Annotated in this window: 16 protein-coding genes; 3 read left to right on the forward strand and 13 right to left on the reverse strand. The window is 56.7% G+C overall.

Annotated features, from left to right (window positions below; genetic code table 11):
• Positions 1 to 86: 86 nt before the first annotated feature.
• The 6 genes from HF679_RS13170 to queA form a co-directional block, all read right to left on the reverse strand.
• A complete protein-coding gene (locus HF679_RS13170; protein ID WP_154143552.1) occupies positions 87 to 1484 on the reverse strand; it encodes a M24 family metallopeptidase in 1398 nt (465 codons plus the stop codon).
• Positions 1485 to 1599: 115 nt separating this feature from the next.
• Positions 1600 to 2571 carry a protein translocase subunit SecF gene (gene secF / locus HF679_RS13175; RefSeq protein ID WP_123755664.1) on the reverse strand — a complete coding sequence of 324 codons (972 nt, stop codon included), beginning with the start codon at positions 2569 to 2571 and terminating at the stop codon, positions 1600 to 1602.
• A 10-nt stretch (positions 2572 to 2581) separates the two neighbouring features.
• Positions 2582 to 4429, reverse strand: coding sequence for a protein translocase subunit SecD (secD, locus tag HF679_RS13180; RefSeq protein WP_123755663.1), 1848 nt, complete (start codon positions 4427 to 4429; stop codon positions 2582 to 2584).
• A 25-nt stretch (positions 4430 to 4454) separates the two neighbouring features.
• Entirely contained in the window at positions 4455 to 4787 is a 333-nt protein-coding gene (gene yajC / locus HF679_RS13185; RefSeq protein ID WP_004133958.1) for a preprotein translocase subunit YajC, read from the reverse strand.
• Positions 4788 to 4809: 22 nt separating this feature from the next.
• Positions 4810 to 5937 (reverse strand): tRNA guanosine(34) transglycosylase Tgt, encoded by a 1128-nt coding sequence (gene tgt, locus HF679_RS13190; RefSeq protein WP_123755662.1) that lies wholly within the window; start codon positions 5935 to 5937, stop codon positions 4810 to 4812.
• Between the two features lie 54 nt (positions 5938 to 5991).
• Positions 5992 to 7062 carry a tRNA preQ1(34) S-adenosylmethionine ribosyltransferase-isomerase QueA gene (gene queA / locus HF679_RS13195; protein WP_123755661.1) on the reverse strand — a complete coding sequence of 357 codons (1071 nt, stop codon included), beginning with the start codon at positions 7060 to 7062 and terminating at the stop codon, positions 5992 to 5994.
• A 157-nt stretch (positions 7063 to 7219) separates the two neighbouring features.
• Here queA and acpH point away from each other — a divergent pair, with 157 nt between their 5' ends.
• Together acpH and HF679_RS13205 are read left to right on the forward strand one after the other, a co-directional pair.
• Positions 7220 to 7801, forward strand: coding sequence for an ACP phosphodiesterase (gene acpH, locus HF679_RS13200; protein ID WP_123755660.1), 582 nt, complete (start codon positions 7220 to 7222; stop codon positions 7799 to 7801).
• Between the two features lie 182 nt (positions 7802 to 7983).
• Positions 7984 to 8586, forward strand: a complete 603-nt coding sequence (locus tag HF679_RS13205) for a peroxiredoxin (RefSeq protein WP_004858569.1) — start codon at positions 7984 to 7986, stop codon at positions 8584 to 8586.
• Between the two features lie 85 nt (positions 8587 to 8671).
• On the opposite strand, the gene HF679_RS13210 is transcribed toward HF679_RS13205, so the two are convergent.
• The 3 genes from HF679_RS13210 to HF679_RS13220 all read right to left on the reverse strand — a co-directional run bounded on the left by HF679_RS13210 (position 8672) and on the right by HF679_RS13220 (position 11888).
• Positions 8672 to 10540 carry an amidohydrolase gene (locus HF679_RS13210; RefSeq protein ID WP_187042113.1) on the reverse strand — a complete coding sequence of 623 codons (1869 nt, stop codon included), beginning with the start codon at positions 10538 to 10540 and terminating at the stop codon, positions 8672 to 8674.
• 24 nt (positions 10541 to 10564) lie between these two features.
• On the reverse strand, positions 10565 to 11110 hold the full coding sequence (locus tag HF679_RS13215; RefSeq protein WP_187042114.1) for an antibiotic biosynthesis monooxygenase: 546 nt from the start codon (positions 11108 to 11110) through the stop codon (positions 10565 to 10567).
• A gap of 136 nt (positions 11111 to 11246) precedes the next feature.
• On the reverse strand, positions 11247 to 11888 hold the full coding sequence (locus tag HF679_RS13220; RefSeq protein WP_032689277.1) for a hydrolase: 642 nt from the start codon (positions 11886 to 11888) through the stop codon (positions 11247 to 11249).
• 282 nt (positions 11889 to 12170) lie between these two features.
• Here HF679_RS13220 and HF679_RS13225 point away from each other — a divergent pair, with 282 nt between their 5' ends.
• A complete protein-coding gene (locus HF679_RS13225) occupies positions 12171 to 13073 on the forward strand; it encodes a LysR substrate-binding domain-containing protein (RefSeq protein ID WP_123756217.1) in 903 nt (300 codons plus the stop codon).
• On the opposite strand, the gene malZ is transcribed toward HF679_RS13225, so the two are convergent.
• The 4 genes from malZ to phoR form a co-directional block, all read right to left on the reverse strand.
• The gene (malZ, locus tag HF679_RS13230; protein ID WP_187042115.1) at positions 13064 to 14887 is read right to left on the reverse strand and encodes a maltodextrin glucosidase; all 1824 of its coding nucleotides are present in this window, start codon (positions 14885 to 14887) and stop codon (positions 13064 to 13066) included. The two genes, HF679_RS13225 and malZ, sit on opposite strands and share 10 nt — an antisense overlap.
• Positions 14888 to 15036: 149 nt before the next feature.
• Positions 15037 to 16410, reverse strand: coding sequence for a proline-specific permease ProY (proY, locus tag HF679_RS13235; RefSeq protein WP_123755656.1), 1374 nt, complete (start codon positions 16408 to 16410; stop codon positions 15037 to 15039).
• Positions 16411 to 16533: 123 nt separating this feature from the next.
• A complete protein-coding gene (gene brnQ, locus HF679_RS13240; RefSeq protein ID WP_123755655.1) occupies positions 16534 to 17853 on the reverse strand; it encodes a branched-chain amino acid transporter carrier protein BrnQ in 1320 nt (439 codons plus the stop codon).
• 411 nt (positions 17854 to 18264) lie between these two features.
• Positions 18265 to 19560, reverse strand: coding sequence for a phosphate regulon sensor histidine kinase PhoR (gene phoR / locus HF679_RS13245; RefSeq protein ID WP_123755654.1), 1296 nt, complete (start codon positions 19558 to 19560; stop codon positions 18265 to 18267).
• Between the last annotated feature and the right edge of the window lie 18 nt (positions 19561 to 19578).

Raw genomic sequence — 19578 nt, forward strand, 5'->3', positions numbered from 1 at the left:
ATTGTGTGGGTTCAGGAGGAGTGTATGCCAGGCCTCCTGACAGCATACTGTCAGGAGTGTTTAACTACTTTCACACCACCAACGTTCTACACCTGTGAGGCGGTACACACCAGCGCGCGGGAGTGATCCAGCAGCCACGGGCGCAGATAGCCGACGGTATTGGAAAATGGCAGTACTTCTTCCGGCAGGTCTATCCCTAACTGCTGGCGGATCCAGGCGCGCCGGGTGACAATTCGCTGCCACAGCTGCGGCCAATCCTGCGCCAGTGCATCGCGCAGCGCCTTATCGGCCACCGCCACGGTGTCTTCGATGCTGGCACCGGCATACCCCGCCCGTGAGGGAATAATATCGATTTGCAGCAGCATACCGCTACGGATGCAGGCGTTGGAATCAGGCCCGACAGGTGAGCACAGCCACTCTTCGTCCGCCACCAGATGCCCGGGGTTCAGATGCCAGTGATAGTCCGCCTTCGGCAGTACACTCTCGATCAGTGCGTACATCTCGCCGCCGCGCATACCGATGCGTAAATTCTCCAGCCAGCTGACCACCGCCTTGAAATAGGGCTTCGCCACCACTTCAAGATAGTCCGCCACCTCCGGCGCCAGCTCGGCGGCATCGCTCACCACGTAGGCGGCGCGGCTGCTTAACCCGCCTTTGTAACTGGTGGTCAGCGAGAATTTATCGCCACGCTGGATAGTCTTATCGCCAGGATAGAGGTTGGCATGGGCAAAGCGATCGCCGGTGGCGGCAATCATCACCACGGTGTTAGGCTGCCCTTGCGCCGCCAGCAGCGCGCCGATCTGCTTTTCGGTTTTGCCGGGGGCAATGGCGTCAAGCGCGGTCAGAACCGCCGTCGATGCGAGGTTCGCGCCATATTCATAATGGGCCAGTTCATTGGCGTTATTGACCGTTCTTACCCCGCAGTCCGGGGCGATAAAAATCCCCGTGGCATTGCGCAGGTGCGCCTGCGGCCCCGCGGCCTGGCGAATGGCGTCGACGATAAACGCAGGCAGGTCGAACATCTGCGCCCGGTCGTCGGCGTCGCCGGTAAACAGCTTCCAGCCCGCCAGCCCCAGCGTTTTCCCCGCCACGATCCCCGCATCCTGCAGCAGCTGCGGCAGACTTTTGTCCGTGGTCATCGGCTGGTTCGGCAATGAGAACCATGGGGCGTGGATCACCCGGTTCTCCAGCCGGGCAAAGGCCGCCAGCTTGAGGTTTTCGTTGCCCAACACCAGCACCGCCTCCCCCTCGCGATGCAGCACCAGCAGCGCCTCTTCAAACCGCGGAATAAACCCGGTGAGATACTCAAAGTTGCCGCCGTGCTCTTTATCGGCATAGATGATCAGGGTGTCATACCCGTCGCGGGCCATCTGCGCAAGCACGTTGGCTTTGCGCTGACGCAAGGTCTCATCGCTGAGCGTGACGGAAGGCAGGTCGTGCCAGAGGGTTGGCGGGGCGACGGTGGAAAGGGCTATCGTGGCCATGGGCGTATCTCCATCTCATTAAACACAATGCAAGGAGAGTAGCGAAATTCAAAGGCCCTGTAATAAAAAAATCCCGGCCTTGCGACCGGGATTGCGTTCTCAGAACCGTTCTGACTTACGGCAGAATGGACGGCTGATCCGCGCCTTCTTTCTCGACTTTCTGCTGCAGCATATGCTCGCGCTTCATGCCCAGCTTCAGCGCCAGTGCCGACGCCACGTAGATAGAAGAAGCTGTACCGATGGAGACACCGATCAGCATGGTCAGCGAGAAGCCTTCCAGCACCGGGCCGCCAAAGAGGAACAGCATCAGGATAACCATCAAGGTGGTCCCTGAGGTGATCAAGGTACGATGCAGCGTCTGCGTCAACGACACGTTAAAGATCTCATACGGCGTACCGCGGCGGATCTTACGGAAGTTTTCACGGATACGGTCCGATACCACGATGCTGTCGTTCAGCGAGTAGCCGATAACCGACATCAGTGACGCGACGATGGTCAGATCGATCTCGATATGGAACAGCGACAGGATGCCCATCGTAATTACCACATCGTGCGCCAGGGCGATAACGACCCCGGCAGCAAGACGCCACTCAAAGCGGAAACCAACGTAGACCAGGATACAGATCAAGGCGGCCAGCAGCGCCATTGCGCCGCTTTGTGCCAGGTCTGCCCCGACGCTCGGTCCCACAAATTCAATTCGTTTGACGGTCGCATTCTGGCTGGTCGATTCGTTAATCACATTAACGACCTTGCTGCCCAGCTCCTGGCTGCCGTTGGTATCATGTACCGGCGGCATACGTACCATGATGTCACGGCTGCTACCGAAGTTCTGCAGCTGCGGCTCTTCGAAGCCCGCCTTCTGCAGCGCCAGACGCATCTGGTCCATATCGGCAGGTTTTTCAAGGGTAATTTCAATCACCGTACCACCAGTGAAATCCAGACCCCAGTTAAACCCACGCACGCCCATCACGACAATGGCGGCAATCAGCAGAAAACCGGAGATGCCGAAAGCCCAGTAGTCCCAGCGCATAAAGTCATAGACTTTACGGCCGTGGTTCAATTGTTCAACAGTATATTCCTGTGCCACAACGCACTCCTCAGATAGACAGCTTTTTAACGCGCTTGCCGCCGTACAGCAGGTTCACGATGGCACGGGTGCCGACGATAGCGGTAAACATCGAGGTTGCAACACCGATACCGGTCGTAATCGCAAACCCTTTAATTGCACCGGTACCGACCGCGTACAGGATGATAACTTTGATCAGGGTCGTAATGTTCGCATCGAAGATAGAGCTGAATGCGCCCTTATAACCTTCGTCAATCGCCTGCTGAACAGAACGTCCGTTGCTCAACTCTTCTTTAATACGCTCGTTGATCAGTACGTTAGCATCGACCGCTACCGCAAGGGTTAGCACGATACCCGCAATCCCCGGCATACTCAGCGTTGCCCCTGGAAGCAGGGACATGATACCGACGATCAGCACCAGGTTCGCCACCAGCGCGGAGGTCGCGATCAGACCGAATTTCTTGTAGAAGAAAATCATGAACAGGATAGAGACCACCAGACCGGCCAGACATGCTTCCAGACCCTGTTTGATGTTCTGCATCCCCAGAGTTGGGCCGATGGTACGTTCTTCAACGATCTGAATCGGCGCAATCAGCGCACCGGCACGCAGCAGCAGAGACAGCTGACGCGCTTCGTTCGGGTTGCTGATACCGGTAATACGGAAGCTGTTCCCCAGGCGAGACTGGATGTTGGCGATGTTAATCACCTCTTCCTGCTTCACCAGAACCGCACGACCGTTAGCATCTTTCTTACCGCTGTCTTTGTACTCCACGAACAGGGTCGCCATCGGCTTACCGATGTTGTCCTTGGTGAAGTTAGACATGATGTTGCCACCAGCGCTATCCAGCGAGATGTTAACCTGCGGCTGATTGTACTCATCCATGCTGGAAGTGGAGTCGGTGATATGGTCACCGGTCAGAATCACACGCTTGTACAGCACAACCGGCCGACCTTCACGGGTGTCTTTCACTTCGGAGTCACCAGGGACGCGGCCCGAAGCGGCAGCTGCACTGTCGACGTTGCTGTTCACCAGACGGAATTCCAGGGTCGCGGTCGCGCCAAGGATTTCTTTCGCACGCGCGGTATCCTGAATACCCGGCAGTTCAACCACGATACGGTCGGCGCCCTGACGCTGTACCAGCGGCTCGGCAACACCCAGTTGGTTAACACGGTTACGCAGAATGTTGATGTTCTGCTGCACGGCATATTCGCGGGCTTCTTTCAGGCGTTCATCGGTCATCACGGCTTTCAGGCCGGTAGTGCCCTGAGTGGAGATAACCAGATCGCGGTGACGCGGGCTCAGCCAGGAGATAGCCTGATCGCGTGCTGCGCTATCGCGAAACGCAATGCTCAGACCAAAATTGTCTTCCTTACGCACGGTAGAGTAAGGGATGCCTTTTTCACGCAGTTCGCTGCGCAGGCTGTCGATATTTTGTTCCTGCAGTTTACCCAGCGCGGTGTCCATATCCACTTCCATCAGGAAGTGCACGCCGCCACGCAGGTCAAGACCCAGCTTCATTGGCTCGGCATGAATAGCCGCCAGCCAGCGAGGGGTCGCCGGTGCAAGGTTCAGTGCCACGACGTATTTATCACCCAATACGCCCATCAGCACTTCACGTGCACGTAACTGGACGTCGGTGGTGTCGAAGCGCGCAAGAATAGTGCCCTCTTCCAGCGCCACAGACTTAGCGGTAATTTTTTCTTCTTGTAACGATTTCTGGACCTGGATCAGCGTTTGCTCACTGGCGGCGACACCGCGCACGCCAGTGATTTGAACGGCCGGATCCTCACCATACAGGTTGGGGAGTGCATACATCAGGCCGACGATAATAACGACGACCAGCATGATGTACTTCCACAAAGGATAACGGTTTAACACGGCAGTTCCCTTAGGGAAAAGTGGATTACAGTGCTTTCATAGTGCCTTTCGGCAGAACGGCAGCTACGAAGTCACGTTTGATAACCACTTCGGTGGTATCGTTCAGCGCGATAGCAATGTATCCGCTTTCCGCAACTTTAGTGACGCGACCGACCAGACCACCATTCGTCAGCACTTCATCGCCTTTCGCGATGGAGCTCATCAGGTTTTTATGTTCCTTGGTACGCTTCTGCTGTGGGCGCAGGATCATGAAGTAGAAAATCAGACCAAACACCACCAGCATCAGGATCAGAGACATCGGGCTACCCTGCGCCGCGCCACCGGTTGCTGCTACCGCATCAGAAATAAAAAAGCTCATTCAAATTCCCTCATTATTAAAATTAATCAACGTTCACAGGAGGAACAGGTCGTCCCTGACGTTGGTAAAAATCGGTCACGAAGCTCTCTAATTTACCCTCTTCAATAGCCTTACGTAAACCAGCCATTAAGCGCTGATAGTAGCGAAGGTTATGAATGGTATTGAGGCGCGCGCCCAATATTTCGTTGCAACGATCAAGATGATGCAAGTAAGCGCGTGAATAATTGCGACATGTATAGCAATCACACTCCGCATCCAGCGGCGCAGTATCGCTTTTGTGCTTCGCATTACGAATCTTCACCACGCCGTCGGTAACAAACAGATGGCCGTTACGCGCGTTACGCGTCGGCATCACGCAGTCGAACATATCGATACCGCGGCGTACCCCTTCAACCAGATCTTCGGGCTTCCCGACGCCCATCAGGTAGCGTGGTTTGTCGGTCGGAATCTGCGGGCAAACGTGCTCCAGGATACGGTGCATGTCTGCTTTCGGTTCGCCGACAGCCAGGCCGCCGACAGCGTAGCCATCAAAGCCGATGTCTACCAGACCTTTAATGGATATATCGCGTAAATCTTCGTAAACGCTTCCCTGGATAATGCCGAACAGCGCATTTTTGTTGCCCAGGCTGTCGAAACGGTCACGGCTACGCTGCGCCCAGCGCAGAGACATTTCCATCGAACGTTTAGCATAGTCCCAGTCCGCCGGGTACGGCGTACATTCGTCGAAGATCATCACGATATCGGAGCCGAGATCGTATTGAATCTCCATCGATTTTTCCGGGTCGAGGAAAATCGGATCGCCGTTAATCGGGTTACGGAAGTGGACGCCCTGCTCGGTGATCTTACGGATATCGCCGAGGCTGAAGACCTGGAAACCGCCGGAATCGGTCAGGATTGGCCCTTTCCACTGCATGAAATCATGCAGATCGCCGTGCAGCTTCATGATTTCCTGGCCCGGACGCAGCCACAGGTGGAACGTGTTGCCGAGGATAATTTGTGCGCCGGTGGCTTCAACTTCTTCCGGCGTCATCCCTTTGACGGTGCCGTAAGTCCCAACGGGCATAAAGGCTGGCGTTTCAACTACGCCACGATCAAATACCAGGCGGCCGCGGCGAGCGCGTCCGTCGGTCGTATCCAGTTCAAATTTCATTTTCACTCCTGCGTCAGAAAAACAGTCTGACGTTAAACACTCATGTCGCGGAGGTTATTCCCCGACACGCTCAAAAATAGCCTGCGGATTGTACGTGATAAACATCGCGTCACCGTAGCTAAAAAAGCGATATTTTTGTTCTACCGCAGCCTTGTAGGCATTCATAGTATGCTGGTAACCGGCAAAGGCCGAAACCAACATAATCAGAGTCGATTCAGGGAGATGGAAGTTGGTCACCAGCGCATCAACCGCTTTATATTGATATCCCTGATAGATAAAGATCTGCGTATCACCGAAGAACGGTTCAATCAGGTCGTTTTTCGCCGCCTGCGCCGCGCTCTCCAGCGAGCGCACGGAGGTGGTGCCCACCGCGATGACGCGATTACCGCGTGCTTTCGCCGCCAGCACCGCGTCGACCACCTCTTGCGGCACTTCGGCATACTCGGAGTGCATGATGTGGTCTTCGATGGTATCCACGCGCACCGGCTGGAAGGTTCCGGCGCCGACGTGCAGCGTCACGAACGCCATTTCGATACCTTTGGCACGCAGCTTATCCAGCATCGCATCGTCAAAGTGCAGGCCGGCGGTCGGTGCGGCCACGGCCCCTGGTTTGGTGCTATAGACGGTTTGATACAGCTCGCGGTCGGCGTCTTCGTCCGGGCGGTCGATATACGGCGGCAGCGGCATATGGCCGATGCTGTTCAGGATATCCAGTACCGGGCGCTCGTCGTTAAACTCGACTTCAAACAGCGCATCGTGACGCGCCACCATGGTGGCATGAATGCTTTCATCGTCGCCCAGCAGCAGCTCCGCTCCCGGCTTTGGCGCTTTAGAGGCGCGAATATGGGCCAGAATGCGTTTGTCGTCGAGCATCCGCTCAACCAGGACTTCAATCTTGCCGCCGCTGACTTTACGGCCAAACAGGCGCGCCGGGATCACCCGGGTATTGTTGAATACCAGCAGGTCGCCTGGGTTCAGCTTGTCGAGGAGATCGGTGAAGATGCCATGCGTCAGCGCCCCCGTCGGTCCGTCTAACGACAGCAGGCGACAGCTACTGCGCTCCGGCTGTGGGTAGTGGGCGATCAGGGATTCGGGTAGTTCAAAGGAAAAATCAGTAACGCGCATGACGGTGGCTCGGCCTAAATAAAGAGGCGGGTAGTCTAGTGCCGGGGCGTGTTCCCTGCAACCTTTACCCCTCAGGAGAGATGTAATACTCTACGTCATTGATGAGGCGAGTCACGTTGAAGCCAACGCACCTGCAACCTGAAGAATAACGAGTATTATGAATTTTCTCGCACACCTGCATTTAGCTCATCTCGCCAACAGCTCACTTCCCGGCAACCTTCTGGCTGATTTCGTTCGCGGCAACCCGCAGGCGGACTACCCGGCCGATATCGTCGACGGCATCTTTATGCATCGCCGCATCGATGTCATGACCGACAATCTGGCAGAGGTCAAAGCGGCGCGAGAGTGGTTCCGTCCCGAAACGCGCCGTGTCGCCCCGATTACGCTGGACGTCATGTGGGATCATTTTCTGTCGCACCACTGGGCGCAAATTTCGCCCGACTTTCCGCTCAGTGAATTTGTGCGCTATGCCGAGGAGCAGGTCACGCCGGTGTTGCCCGATTCGCCGCCGCGCTTCGTCAATCTCAATGACTATTTATGGTCGGAACGCTGGCTGGAACGTTATAAAGACATGGACTTTATTCAGCGCGTCCTCAACGGTATGGCCAGCCGTCGGCCCCGTCTTGATGCCCTGCGCGACTCCTGGCAGGACCTGGACACCCACTACGACAAGCTGGAGCAGCAGTTCTGGCAGTTTTATCCGCGCATGATGGCCCAGGCGACCCGCCGGGAACTGTAACGAGCGCGATAAAAGATTGCGCTTTCTCACAGAAAAGCTATTCTGAACCTCGTTTTCTGATACATATTGATAGGCTGAACCTATCTCATTGATTGTCAGCGTCACGTTGAGTTCGCACAAGCCAGTCCCTATACTTGCCCCCGTTGCGTACCAATTAACCTTACTATTAACAGGAGAATCATATGGTTCTGGTCACTCGTCAGGCTCCGGATTTTACCGCAGCAGCAGTTTTAGGTAACGGCGAAATCGTTGAGAAATTCAACTTCAAACAGCACACCAACGGTAAAGCGACCGTACTGTTCTTCTGGCCGATGGACTTCACCTTCGTATGCCCGTCTGAGCTGATCGCTTTTGACAAGCGTTACGAAGAGTTCCAGAAACGCGGCGTAGAAGTCGTTGGCGTCTCCTTCGACTCCGAATTCGTTCACAACGCATGGCGTAACACCCCGGTTGACCAGGGCGGTATTGGCCCGGTTAAATACGCGATGGTTGCTGACATCAAACGTGAAATCCAGAAAGCTTACGGTATCGAGCATCCGGACGAAGGCGTTGCACTGCGTGGTTCCTTCCTGATCGACGCAAACGGCGTTGTTCGTCACCAGGTGGTTAACGACCTGCCGCTGGGCCGTAACATCGACGAAATGCTGCGCATGGTTGACGCGCTGCAGTTCCACGAAGAGCACGGTGAAGTTTGCCCGGCACAGTGGGAAAAAGGAAAAGAAGGTATGGCTGCATCTCCGGAAGGCGTTGCAAAATACCTGACCGAGAACGTCTCCAGCCTGTAATCGGCTCGCGTTTAAAAAAAGGCTCGCATCTGCGAGCCTTTTTTGATCCCGCGGCCTGGCATACCCGCCGCGGGTTATCTGCTAATCAAAACGCGAAACAGGAACAGCCCAGCACGCCCCAGAAAGCCTGATCGTCGGAGACCGGGATCGACGACTTACGGGCGATATCATGCTGGTGACCATGCACGCCACAGCTGCCGCAGCACTGGTGCATCTGCACGATTGCCCCGATTTTCGCCGCCGCAGGCGGTGCGGACCGATAGTGGCCCGGCACCTTAACCACCGGCGACCAGTCCGGCACCACCGGAATCGGCGGCGGCGCTAGCGGCGAGAAGTGTCCGGCAGCGTAAACCACTTTGCCGCCGACGACCGTCAGCACCGACTCGATGCCTTTGATTTCCTCTTCCGGTACGCTGAAGTAGTCTTTTGACAGCACCACCAGGTCCGCCAGTTGGCCGTTCTCAATACGCCCTTTTTTACCCTGCTCGCTGGAGAACCAGGCGCTGCCCGCCGTCCACAATTCCAGCGCCACGTCGCGCGGCAGACGGTTACTCTCGTCATACATCGCCATGCCGCCCACGGTGCGCCCGGAGACCAGCCAGTAGAGCGCAGTCCACGGGTTGTAACTCGCCACCCGCGTCGCATCGGTCCCCAGCCCAACCGGCACCTCCAGTTCCAGCATTTTCGCCACCGGCGGGGTATGTTTCACCGCATCTTTACCATAGCGGTCGACAAAATATTCCCCCTGGAATGCCATCCTGTGCTGTACTGCAATCCCGCCGCCCAGCGCCTTCACGCGTTCAATATTCCGCTCGGTGATGGTTTCGGCATGGTCGAAGAACCAGTGCAGACCGTTAAACGGAATATCACGGTTCACCTTCTCGAAGACGTTGAGCATCCGGCCGATCGACTCATCGTAGGTGGCATGCAGGCGGAACGGCCAGCGATGCTCCACCAGATGACGCACCACGCGCTCCAGTTCATCTTCCATCCCTTCTGGCAGATCCGGGCGCGGCTGCAGGAAATCTTCAAAGTCCGCCGCCGAGAACACCAGCATTTCGCCGGCGCCGTTGGCGCGGAAGAAGTCGGTCCCCTGCCCCGGCTTCAGCATATCGGTCCAGCGCTCGAAATCATCCAGCTCCTGTTTAGGACGCTGGGTAAACAGGTTATAGGCAATGCGCACGGTCATCTGATCTTGCGCATGCAGCTGTTCAATAATTTGATAATCTTCCGGGTAGTTCTGGAAACCGCCCCCGGCGTCAATAGCGCTGGTCAGGCCAAGCCGGTTTAGCTCGCGCATAAACTGGCGCGTCGAGTTAACCTGCATCTCCAGCGGCAGCTTCGGCCCTTTAGCCAGCGTGGCGTACAGGATCATGGCGTTCGGTTTGGCGATCAGCATCCCGGTGGGATTGCCGCGGCTATCGCGCACGATTTCGCCCCCGGCCGGGTCCGGCGTCTCTTTGGTATAGCCCACCGCCTTCAGCGCAGCGCGGTTCAGCAGCGCGCGATCGTAGAGGTGCAGCACAAAGACCGGGGTATCCGGCGCCGCCTCGTTTAACTCTTCGAGGGTCGGCATCCGCCGTTCGGCAAACTGGAACTCGCTCCAGCCGCCGACCACGCGAACCCACTGCGGTGACGGCGTGCGGTCGGCCTGATCTTTGAGCATCCGCAGCGCATCCGCCAGTGACGGAACGCCTTCCCACCGCAGCTCAAGGTTATAGTTCAGCCCGCCGCGGATCAGATGCAGGTGGGAATCGTTGAGGCCCGGGATCACCGTATGGCCCTGCAGATCGACGATCTGCGTCCCTTCAGCAGCAAAGCTCATGATCCGATCGCGGCTGCCGGTGGCCAGGATCTTACCGTCGGCGATGGCGATGGCCTCGGTCAACGGGTTGTTTTGATCGAGAGTATGGATGCGACCATTCGTCAGGATCAGTGTGGCAGTTTGCGACATAACGCTCTCCTCCAGGCGTCTGGCTCAGTTTTTCTTTAACCAGCCAGCAAACAGACGGGTCACGATGGGCATCCAGAACCAGACCACCAGCGCGACCACACAGGCATCATTTATCAAATGCAGCAACAAGCTCCCCCGCATCGAGGGAAGCAACATCCCGGTCAGCCAGGGCACCAGATTAGTACTGGGGAAAATCACCAGCAGTGTTATCAGAAACTGCTTCCAGCGCAGCGGCTGGCGCACGTTGGTGACGGGTGGGGTAAACCAGAACGCCGGTTCGGTACGAATTTCCGTGCGATCGCCTTCATTGAGCAGCGGCGCGATTTCCGCCACCAGCTCGTGACGCGTTGATGACTGCGTCCAGGCGTAGAGGTGTTCGATGGTGTCAAAACGAATAATGACGCTCCAGAGATTCTGCCCGGGAGTCGGACGAATCACGTTAGCGCCAAGATGGCCTGGAAACTCCGCCGCGATGGGCATAATTTTACCGAGCCACTGTTCATAGCGTTCCCCATGCTCGGGGTCGAGCATATGGCTTATCACCAGGGTCACCAATTTCTGCTGCGTCATTACCGGGCTCCTTGCTGCAGGCGAATCGCGGATGGCCCCGCCATTCGCCATGAATGACAATACACAAAATCATTCATGCTGCGTCGAGGCGGGCAAACGGAGCCAACCAGCGGGCAGCATGAAGGAGGACGCGTATTTAGGCTTTACGTTCCGGCGCGCCGTGCACCATGGTATAGGCATAATCCACGCCCATGCCGTAAGCGCCGCTGTGTTCGCGAACCAGATCCATCACCGCATCGTAGGTCTCTTTGCGTGACCAGTCGCGCTGGTACTCAAGCAGAACCTGCTGCCAGGTCACCGGTACTGCGCCAGCCTGCACCATCCGATCGATAGAGCGCTCATGGGCATCCACGGAGGTGCCGCCGGAAGTGTCGGTGACCACGTAGACTTCGAAGCCTTCTTCCAGCGCCATCAGCGCCGGGAAGGTCAGGCACACTTCGGTCCACAGCGCGGAGATAATCAATTTCTTGCGACCCGTCGCTTTCACTGCTTTAACAAAAGCGGCATCTTCCCAGGAGTTCATAGATGTACGTTCAATCGGTTTAACCTGCGGATGGACTGCCAGTAATTCCGGCCAGATGTAGCCACTGAAGCTTTTGGTTTCCACGGAGGTATAAATTACCGGGACATTAAAAATCTTGCCGGCTTTAGCCAGGGCAACGGTATTATTTTTAAGTGTCTGACGGTCAATATTGGCAACACCAAAAGACATCTGCGGTTGATGGTCAATAAAGATAAGGGCGGAGTTGGTTGGGTCGATCAGTTCCCGAATAGACATGAATACCTTCTTAATCATTGAGTTAAAGAGATATAGCAAACACTGTTGTGGGTCGGATCGTGACGGATAAAGCATGCTGAGTATAGTCAGTAATTTCTAACGAGTTATTAAAGAAATTCACTGTGCTATTTCGAAAATAAGAAAGTATGAAACAACAATGTTAATGAATGACGATCGCGATATTTATCAAAAAATTACGCGAAAGGGTTCTAAATTATTCACTGGCATTGAATGTCGGGTTCGGTAAAACTGAGTCACCTTATTTTTTCCGGTAACTCATTGATGCGCTTAAACCTTGATGTGCTGCTCATTCTCGATGCTTTAGAAACCCATGGCTCGTTCGCCACCGCCGCAGAATCACTCTATAAAACCCCAGCGGCCCTGAGCTATATGATCCAAAAGCTGGAAAGCGATCTGGATATCACCCTGCTGGATCGCAGCGGTCACCGGGCAAAATTTACCGATACCGGAAGAATGGTGCTGGAGAAGGGACGGCTGTTGATCAATGCCGCGAAAGATCTGGAAAAACAGGCCAAACAGCTGAGTGCCGGTTGGGAACGGGATCTGGCGATCGCCCTCGATGCCTCTTTCCCCTTTGAACGTCTGCTGCCGTTGATCGACGCCTTTTACGCGCAAAATCCGCAGACCCGGCTCAACTTTACCCACCATACGCTGGCCGGATCCTGGGAGGAGCTGACCCGCAACGGCGCCGATATGATCCTCGGCGCCATTAACGAACCGCCGACTTCAGCCGAATGGTCATGGAAAATGGCCGGTACGCTGGACAACGTCTTTGTCGTTGCGGCCAACCATCCGCTGGCCGCCACCACCCAGCCGCTCAGCAACAAACAGCTCAGCCTGCATCGGGCGGTGGTGATAAGCGACAGCGCCCGCTATTGCCAGCCGCTGAACAGCAACCTGCTCACCGAGCAGCTTCAGATTCGCGTCGACGATTTTGCCAGCAAAGTGGCGCTGCTGCGGGCCGGCGTGGGCTGCGGTTTTCTGCCCCGTCATATCGCTCAGCCGTGGCTGGAGAGTGGCGAGCTGCTTGAGAAGTCCGTCATCTCCTGCCGCGAAAAAGACCTGGCCTATATTGCCTGGCGCAGCGATAACGACGGACTGGCCCAACGCTGGTGGCGCGAGGCCCTTCTCCACGAATCGTTCCTGAGTCAGCTTTACGCCTGACGGCTGAACCACACGCTGGCAGAGATCGCGGGCAGTGCCAGCACCCCGTCGTGCAGCGCGCCATCGCCCTCTTTCAGCAGCCACTCCTCGACGTTCAGAAGCGGCGAATCCTCGACCACCACCTCGCAGGCTTCGCCCCGGTTGATGGCAACCAGCACCCGCTGCTGCTTGTAGACGCGGGCAAACACCACCACGTTCTCCTCGGCATAAACCACCTGGCAACCGCCGTAGCGCAACGCCTGACTGGCTTTACGCAGCTTCGCTACCCGCTTATACAACCCCAGCAGCGCGGTATCCTGCAGCGCCGGGTCCCACGGGAAAGGTTTGCGGCAGAACGGATCGTTATTGCCGTCGACGCCCACTTCATCGCCGTAGTAAATGCACGGTACCCCCGGCCAGCAGAACAGCCACACGACCGCCAGCGGCAGGCGAGCAACATCTTTCCCCAGCAGCGACTTAAATCGCGCGGTATCGTGGCTATCCAACTGGTTAAACATCCGCAGCTGCTGCTGATGCGACAGCCCGGCGCGATAGTTCTCCATCCAGGCAACGCAGGTTTGCGCATCGATTTTTTGCGGATCGTACGAGATATCGGTATTGGCGAGGAAGCCCCACAGCGGGAAGGTAAACCCGCGATAGTTCATCGCCGCATCTTCGGCATCGGCCTGCAACCACTGGCGGGCATCACCAAAATGTTCACCAAAAACAAAAGCCTCTGGCTGCTCCTGTTTCGCCGCCTGGGTAATGCCGGCGATATGTTTCAGGTTATTGCGCGCACCGCCGCCTTCTCCCAGCATATGCACCACGTCCAGCCGCCAGCCGTCCATGCTCCACGGCGCTTTCAGCCAGTGGCGCACAATGCTGTCTTCCCCGGCATAGATTTCATTCACCAGGCTCTCGGAGCGGTAGTCCAGCTTAGGCAGGCTGGCGTAGCCCAGCCAGTTATGCGCTTCGCCTTCCTCAGATATCGTAAACCAGTCACGCCACGGCGAATCCGCATGATGGCAGGCGCCGCTGCTCCCGCGCTGATGGCGATCGAACCAGGCGTGGGAATCCCCGGAATGGTTAAACACGCCGTCGAGGATCAGACGCATCCCTTCCCGTTGCGTATTGTGGCGCAGACGCAGCAGCGCGGCATCACCGCCAAACTGTGGGTCGACGCGACGGTAATCTTCGGTATCGTATTTATGCACGCTCGGCGCAACAAACACCGGGTTCAGATACAGCGCGGTGACGCCAAGCTGCTTGAGGTACGGCAGCTTCTCGCTGATGCCATCAAGATCGCCGCCATAAAACGTTGACCCACCCGCCTCACCGGTGAGCGGTTCATCCCACGCTTTCTGCACGATATCGTGCCCGGCGGCGTGGTGATGATAGACCTGATCCTGCTCCACTTCCCGCGGCTCGCTGCGGGCAAAACGGTCGGGGAAGATTTGATAAAACACCTGATCGGCGACCCACTGCGGGCCGCTGTCCGGCAGGTCAACGGCAAACTGCTCCAGCCGCGCCGGCGGGAAAGACTGCAATCCCTGCGGGGTGAACCAGCGCTGACGATCCGCCCACAGCAGTTTAAAGCTATAGCGCCGACGCGGCTGCCCGCTGGCAAGGTTGATCTCGCCGCGCCACGCGACGACGCCCGGATGCGGTTCCTGCCGCAGCCGGTGCATAGGCAGCGACAGCTCTTCATTATCTTCTTCTGCGCGCAGCGTGACCCGCTGCGGCAGGTCATCGCCGCGCAACCATAAAGTGATAAAGAGTCGTTCCTGTTGCTCTTTAATAAAGGGAGCTACAGGCAGGTGCCATGCCTTCAACATCGTCGTTCCTCTTTGTTCAGAATAGGCATACCTTGCCATAGCGCACAGGCGTATGACTCATCATCGCAGGAATTATTAGGGGAGGATAATGGGGGCGGAGAGTGTGCCTGCCGGGCAGCATCTGGCTATCCGGCAGGCGAAGGACGCGCTTATTGTGCCTGTGCCAGGCGGCGGTCGCGGCGGGTTTTGAACGTCCAGCCCACCAGCAGCAGCGCAATCCACGCAAAGCCGACGTACAGCGAGATGCGGGTTTCCGGGTGATAGCCAATCAGCGCAATGATAAACACCAGGAACACCAGTCCTACAGCCGTGGTGGTGACGCCGCCAGGGACTTTAAACTTCAGTGCTTTCGCCTCTTCAGGCGGCAGGCGACGGCGGAAGGCAATCTGCGACAGCAGGATCATAATCCACACCCAGACGGTCGCGAAGGTCGCCAGCGACGCAATCACCAGGAAGACGTTTTCCGGCATGATGTAGTTCAGATAAACCGCAAACAGCAGCGCCACGGTCATCACCAGCACCGTCACCCACGGGATACCGCGGCGTGAGGTTTTCGCGAAAAACTTCGGCGCGCTGCCCTGCTCTGCCATCCCGTGCAGCATCCGGCCAACGCCGAAGACATCGCTGTTAATCGCCGACAGCGAGGCGGTCAGGACCACAAAGTTGAGGATGCTGGCAGCAAAGGCAATGCCCATATGCTGGAAGGTCAGCACGAACGGACTGCCGTTGGTCCCGACCTGGTTCCACGGGTAAATAGACATGATCACAAACAGCGTGCCCACATAGAACACCAGAATACGCATCGGCACGGAGTTAATCGCCCGCGGGATGGATTTCTCCGGGTCTTTGGCTTCGCCGGCAGTAATACCGATGATCTCAATCCCGCCGTAGGCGAACATCACCATCTGCAGCGACATCACCATTCCCAGCCAGCCGTTGCTGAAGAAGCCGCCGTTGCTCCACAGATTATGGATGCCGGTGGGCTGTCCCCCGTTGCCAATACCCCAGATAATGATGCCGAAACCGGCAATAATCATGATGATGATGGTGGCAACTTTAAAGAACGAGAACCAGAACTCCAGCTCGCCGAACACCTTGACGCTCATCAGGTTAACGGCGCAGATGATCAGCACCACGCTCAGCACCCAAATCCAGTGCGGCACCGTCGGGAACCACACTCCCATATAGATGCCGAAAGCCGTCACGTCGGCAATCGCCACGATCAGGATTTCAAAGCAATAGGTCCAGCCGGTGATATAGCCCGCCAGCGGGCCGAGATAGTCCTGCGCATAGCGTGAAAATGAGCTGGCGGCCGGGTTATGCACCGACATCTCACCGAGGGCGCGCATGATGATGTACGCCGCTACGCCGCCGATAATATAGGCCAGCAGCACGCTCGGGCCGGCCATTTTAATGGCGTCCGCCGAACCGTAGAACAGGCCGGTACCAATGGCCGAACCCAGTGCCATAAAGCGAATATGCCGGGTACTTAGCCCGCGCTTAAGTTTGTTGTTACTTTCCATCGTATTCCATGCCGTTTTTCTCTTCGGGCCTTCGCGGGGGCAAAAACCAAAAGGGGATGACTTAAAAAACAAAAAACCACGGGACCCGAAGTCCCGTGGCTTAACACTGCTTAAAAACGCCGGTTAGTGTGCGCTGGAAGTCACCTGACGCCCAACGGTACGGTCCCAGATAACCGCCAGAACCACCATCACCGCGGTCGGCATTAACCAGGCCAGACCCTGTTCCGCCATCGGCAGACGTGCGGTCCAGGCCGGCAGCATATCCGCAATCGCCGACGATTTAATGCCGTCAATGATACCAAACATCAGGCTGATAAACATGGCCGGCGCAATAACGCGGGTCGAATTATGCCACCAGTTGCGGGTAAAGCTTAATACCACAAGTGCGATACACGGCGGATAGATGGCCGTCAGCACCGGGATCGAAATCTGAATCAGATGGCTCAGACCGAGGTTGGAGATCGCCATCGAGAACAGGCCGAGGATAAACACCAGCGTGCGATAGGATAATGGCAGATACTGCGCGAAAAACTCGGCACAGGCGCAGGTCAGGCCAACCGCGGTGACCAGACAGGCGATGAAAATCAGCGCCGCCAGCATGAAGCTGCCCGCGCCACCAAAGGTGTGCTGGACGTAAGCATGGAGGATCGCCGCGCCGTTAGCGGATTGATCCACCAGGGTCGCGCTATCGGAACCGAGACGGAACAGCGCCAGATACAGCAGCGTCAGGCCAACACCGGCCATTAAACCAGCCCACACGGTGTAACGAGTCAGCAGGCGCGCTTCGCTTACGCCACGAGAACGCGCGGCGTTAACAATCACGATACCGAAGACCATCGCGCCAAGGGTATCCATCGTCAGGTAACCGTTGACGAAACCGTTGGAGAATGAGGCGGTACGATACGCTTCCATCGCGTCGCTGATCGGGCCGGCCGGCCAGACAATCGCCGCCACGGAAAGAATAATCAGGGCAACGATTTTCAGCGGAGCCAGGAAGTTGCCCACCGTATCGAGCAGCTTGCCCGGATACAGCGAAACCAGAATCACCAGCGCAAAATAGATCACGCTATAAATCAGCAGCGGCAGCGGGCCGTCGCCGGTCAGTGGCGCAATGCCGACTTCAAAGGAGACCGTAGCGGTACGCGGCGTCGCGAACAGCGGGCCAACGGCCAGATAGCACACGACCGCCAGCAGAATACCGGCGACTTTGCCGATCGGCGTGCTCAGGCTTTCAACACCACCGCCGACTTTTGCCAGCGCCACGACCGTAAGCACCGGAAGACCCACCGCCGTAATCAGGAAGCCAATTGCTGCGGTCCAGACGTGTTCACCAGCCTGTAAACCGACCATCGGAGGGAAGATAATGTTGCCGGCGCCGACAAACAACGCGAAGGTCATAAAGCCCAACGCAATGATGTCGCGCGATTTTAACTGATGGGTCATAAATTCATTACTGCCTGTGGATGTGGTGTTATTAATAAACGGAAATACCGTGCTTTTCCCTGGGGATGATACAGCGGCGATTGCCGGCAAACTCAGCGAGATATGCTCCCGAAGCGGCGTGGGAAAGAATTGTTTTTTGAATTACCACGCAAAAACAGTCTGTCTGCGACTGCATGGGGGGCAATTTAAACGCTTATAACGTTTTAATGCAAGGAGGGATCGCGAAAGCAGATGATTATGCTGACTCTATATTTTTAACCAAAACTATTCACCATATTGGTAGAAAACCCATGGCTAATCATGCGAACAAAAAAGCAACAGGCGTTGATTAATTACGCGGCGCAAAGTGACTGCAAATGAAAATGACCAGCCGAAGCTGGTCATTGGCAAGTAATGCTGACAGACAGGCGGTCAGGCGCTTTTTTTGGCAATTAAACGTTCCGGGAGCAGGAAGCTAAACCGCGTCCCCTTGCCCAGGGTACTCTCAATTTCCAGTCGGCTGTCATGATGATTAACCGCATGTTTGACGATAGCCAGCCCCAGGCCGCTGCCGCCGGTCTGGCGCGACCGGGCTTTATCAACGCGATAAAACCGCTCGGTCAGGCGCGGAATATGCTCCGGCGCAATACCGGGGCCGTTATCCTCGACGCTAAACAGCGCGCCGTGCGGCGCCCGCTGCCAGCTGACGGTGATCTCCGTCCCGGCAGGGGTATGGTTAATAGCGTTATACACCAGGTTGGATATCGCGCTGCGCAGCTGCTCTTCATTGCCGAGCACCTGCAGGCTGTCATCCACCGCGAAATGCAGGGTGTGCTTCTGCTGGCTGAGGGTCTGCGCTTCGCGCTCCACCACCCGCAGCATCATCGGCACGTCAATTTTGTCATTCATCGCCAGGGTTGGCGCGGCTTCAATGCGTGACAGGGTTAACAGCTGTTTGACCAACCCTTCCATGCGCTGAGTTTGCTCGCGCATGGTATGCAGCGCTTTCTCGCGCGTCATCCCTTCCAGCACCTGCTCCTGCATCATCTCCAGATAGCCCTGCAGCACCGTCAACGGCGTGCGCAGTTCATGGCTGACGTTAGCAAAAAAGTTACGCCGCGCGCCTTCGAGCTGGTGCATCTGCGTGACGTCGCGTGCCACCATCAGCCACTGTTTGTCGCTGTAGGGCATCACGCGGATCTCCAGATGGCGAGCCGTGTTGAGCACCAGATTGAGAGGTTTGGAGAAGTCCCGGTTTTTGAGGTAGTTAGCAAATTCAGGGTAACGCAGAAGGTTGAGAATGTTTTGTCCGCTGTCGTCCGGCCAGCGCAGATTCAGGATCTGCTGCGCCAGACCATTACACCAGAAGATGGCGCCCTCCTCCGTCGTCAGCACCACCGCATCGGGCAATGACTCCGCCCCGCTACGAAAGCGTTTGATCAGACTGCCCAGCTCGCGTCGACGCTTTTTATTACGCATCTGCATCTGGTGGAGGCCATACAGCAGCGGTTCCCAGCTGCCGCTTCCCGGCGGCGGCGTCATGCTGCGGTCAACCCACAGCCACCATGACAGGCGCATCAGGTTCCAGAAATGCCATATCAGCAGGCCGGTCACCGCCGCCAGCAAAAACCACGGCAGATGACCAAAAATCGCCCCAAGGATCAGGGCCGGTATACAACATAAGAAAAGCTCAAGCGCCAGCCTTTTCCATGACAGCCGTTCCAGCACGGTTCACACTCCTGTCGA

Origin of the sequence: Enterobacter sp. JUb54, assembly GCF_014298075.1 — a bacterium.
Classification (GTDB): Bacteria; Pseudomonadota; Gammaproteobacteria; order Enterobacterales; family Enterobacteriaceae; genus Klebsiella; species Klebsiella lignicola.

What these genes read in the sequence shown, in the direction of transcription:
- HF679_RS13225 (WP_123756217.1), top strand. Translation starts at nt 12,171, where the DNA reads ATGCGCTTAAACCTTGATGTGCTGCTCATTCTCGATGCTTTAGAAACC.
- brnQ (WP_123755655.1), bottom strand. Translation starts at nt 17,853, where the DNA reads ATGACCCATCAGTTAAAATCGCGCGACATCATTGCGTTGGGCTTTATG.
- HF679_RS13170 (WP_154143552.1), bottom strand. Translation starts at nt 1,484, where the DNA reads ATGGCCACGATAGCCCTTTCCACCGTCGCCCCGCCAACCCTCTGGCAC.
- proY (WP_123755656.1), bottom strand. Translation starts at nt 16,410, where the DNA reads ATGGAAAGTAACAACAAACTTAAGCGCGGGCTAAGTACCCGGCATATT.
- HF679_RS13210 (WP_187042113.1), bottom strand. Translation starts at nt 10,540, where the DNA reads ATGTCGCAAACTGCCACACTGATCCTGACGAATGGTCGCATCCATACT.
- queA (WP_123755661.1), bottom strand. Translation starts at nt 7,062, where the DNA reads ATGCGCGTTACTGATTTTTCCTTTGAACTACCCGAATCCCTGATCGCC.
- acpH (WP_123755660.1), top strand. Translation starts at nt 7,220, where the DNA reads ATGAATTTTCTCGCACACCTGCATTTAGCTCATCTCGCCAACAGCTCA.
- malZ (WP_187042115.1), bottom strand. Translation starts at nt 14,887, where the DNA reads ATGTTGAAGGCATGGCACCTGCCTGTAGCTCCCTTTATTAAAGAGCAA.
- HF679_RS13215 (WP_187042114.1), bottom strand. Translation starts at nt 11,110, where the DNA reads ATGACGCAGCAGAAATTGGTGACCCTGGTGATAAGCCATATGCTCGAC.
- HF679_RS13205 (WP_004858569.1), top strand. Translation starts at nt 7,984, where the DNA reads ATGGTTCTGGTCACTCGTCAGGCTCCGGATTTTACCGCAGCAGCAGTT.
- HF679_RS13220 (WP_032689277.1), bottom strand. Translation starts at nt 11,888, where the DNA reads ATGTCTATTCGGGAACTGATCGACCCAACCAACTCCGCCCTTATCTTT.
- tgt (WP_123755662.1), bottom strand. Translation starts at nt 5,937, where the DNA reads ATGAAATTTGAACTGGATACGACCGACGGACGCGCTCGCCGCGGCCGC.
- yajC (WP_004133958.1), bottom strand. Translation starts at nt 4,787, where the DNA reads ATGAGCTTTTTTATTTCTGATGCGGTAGCAGCAACCGGTGGCGCGGCG.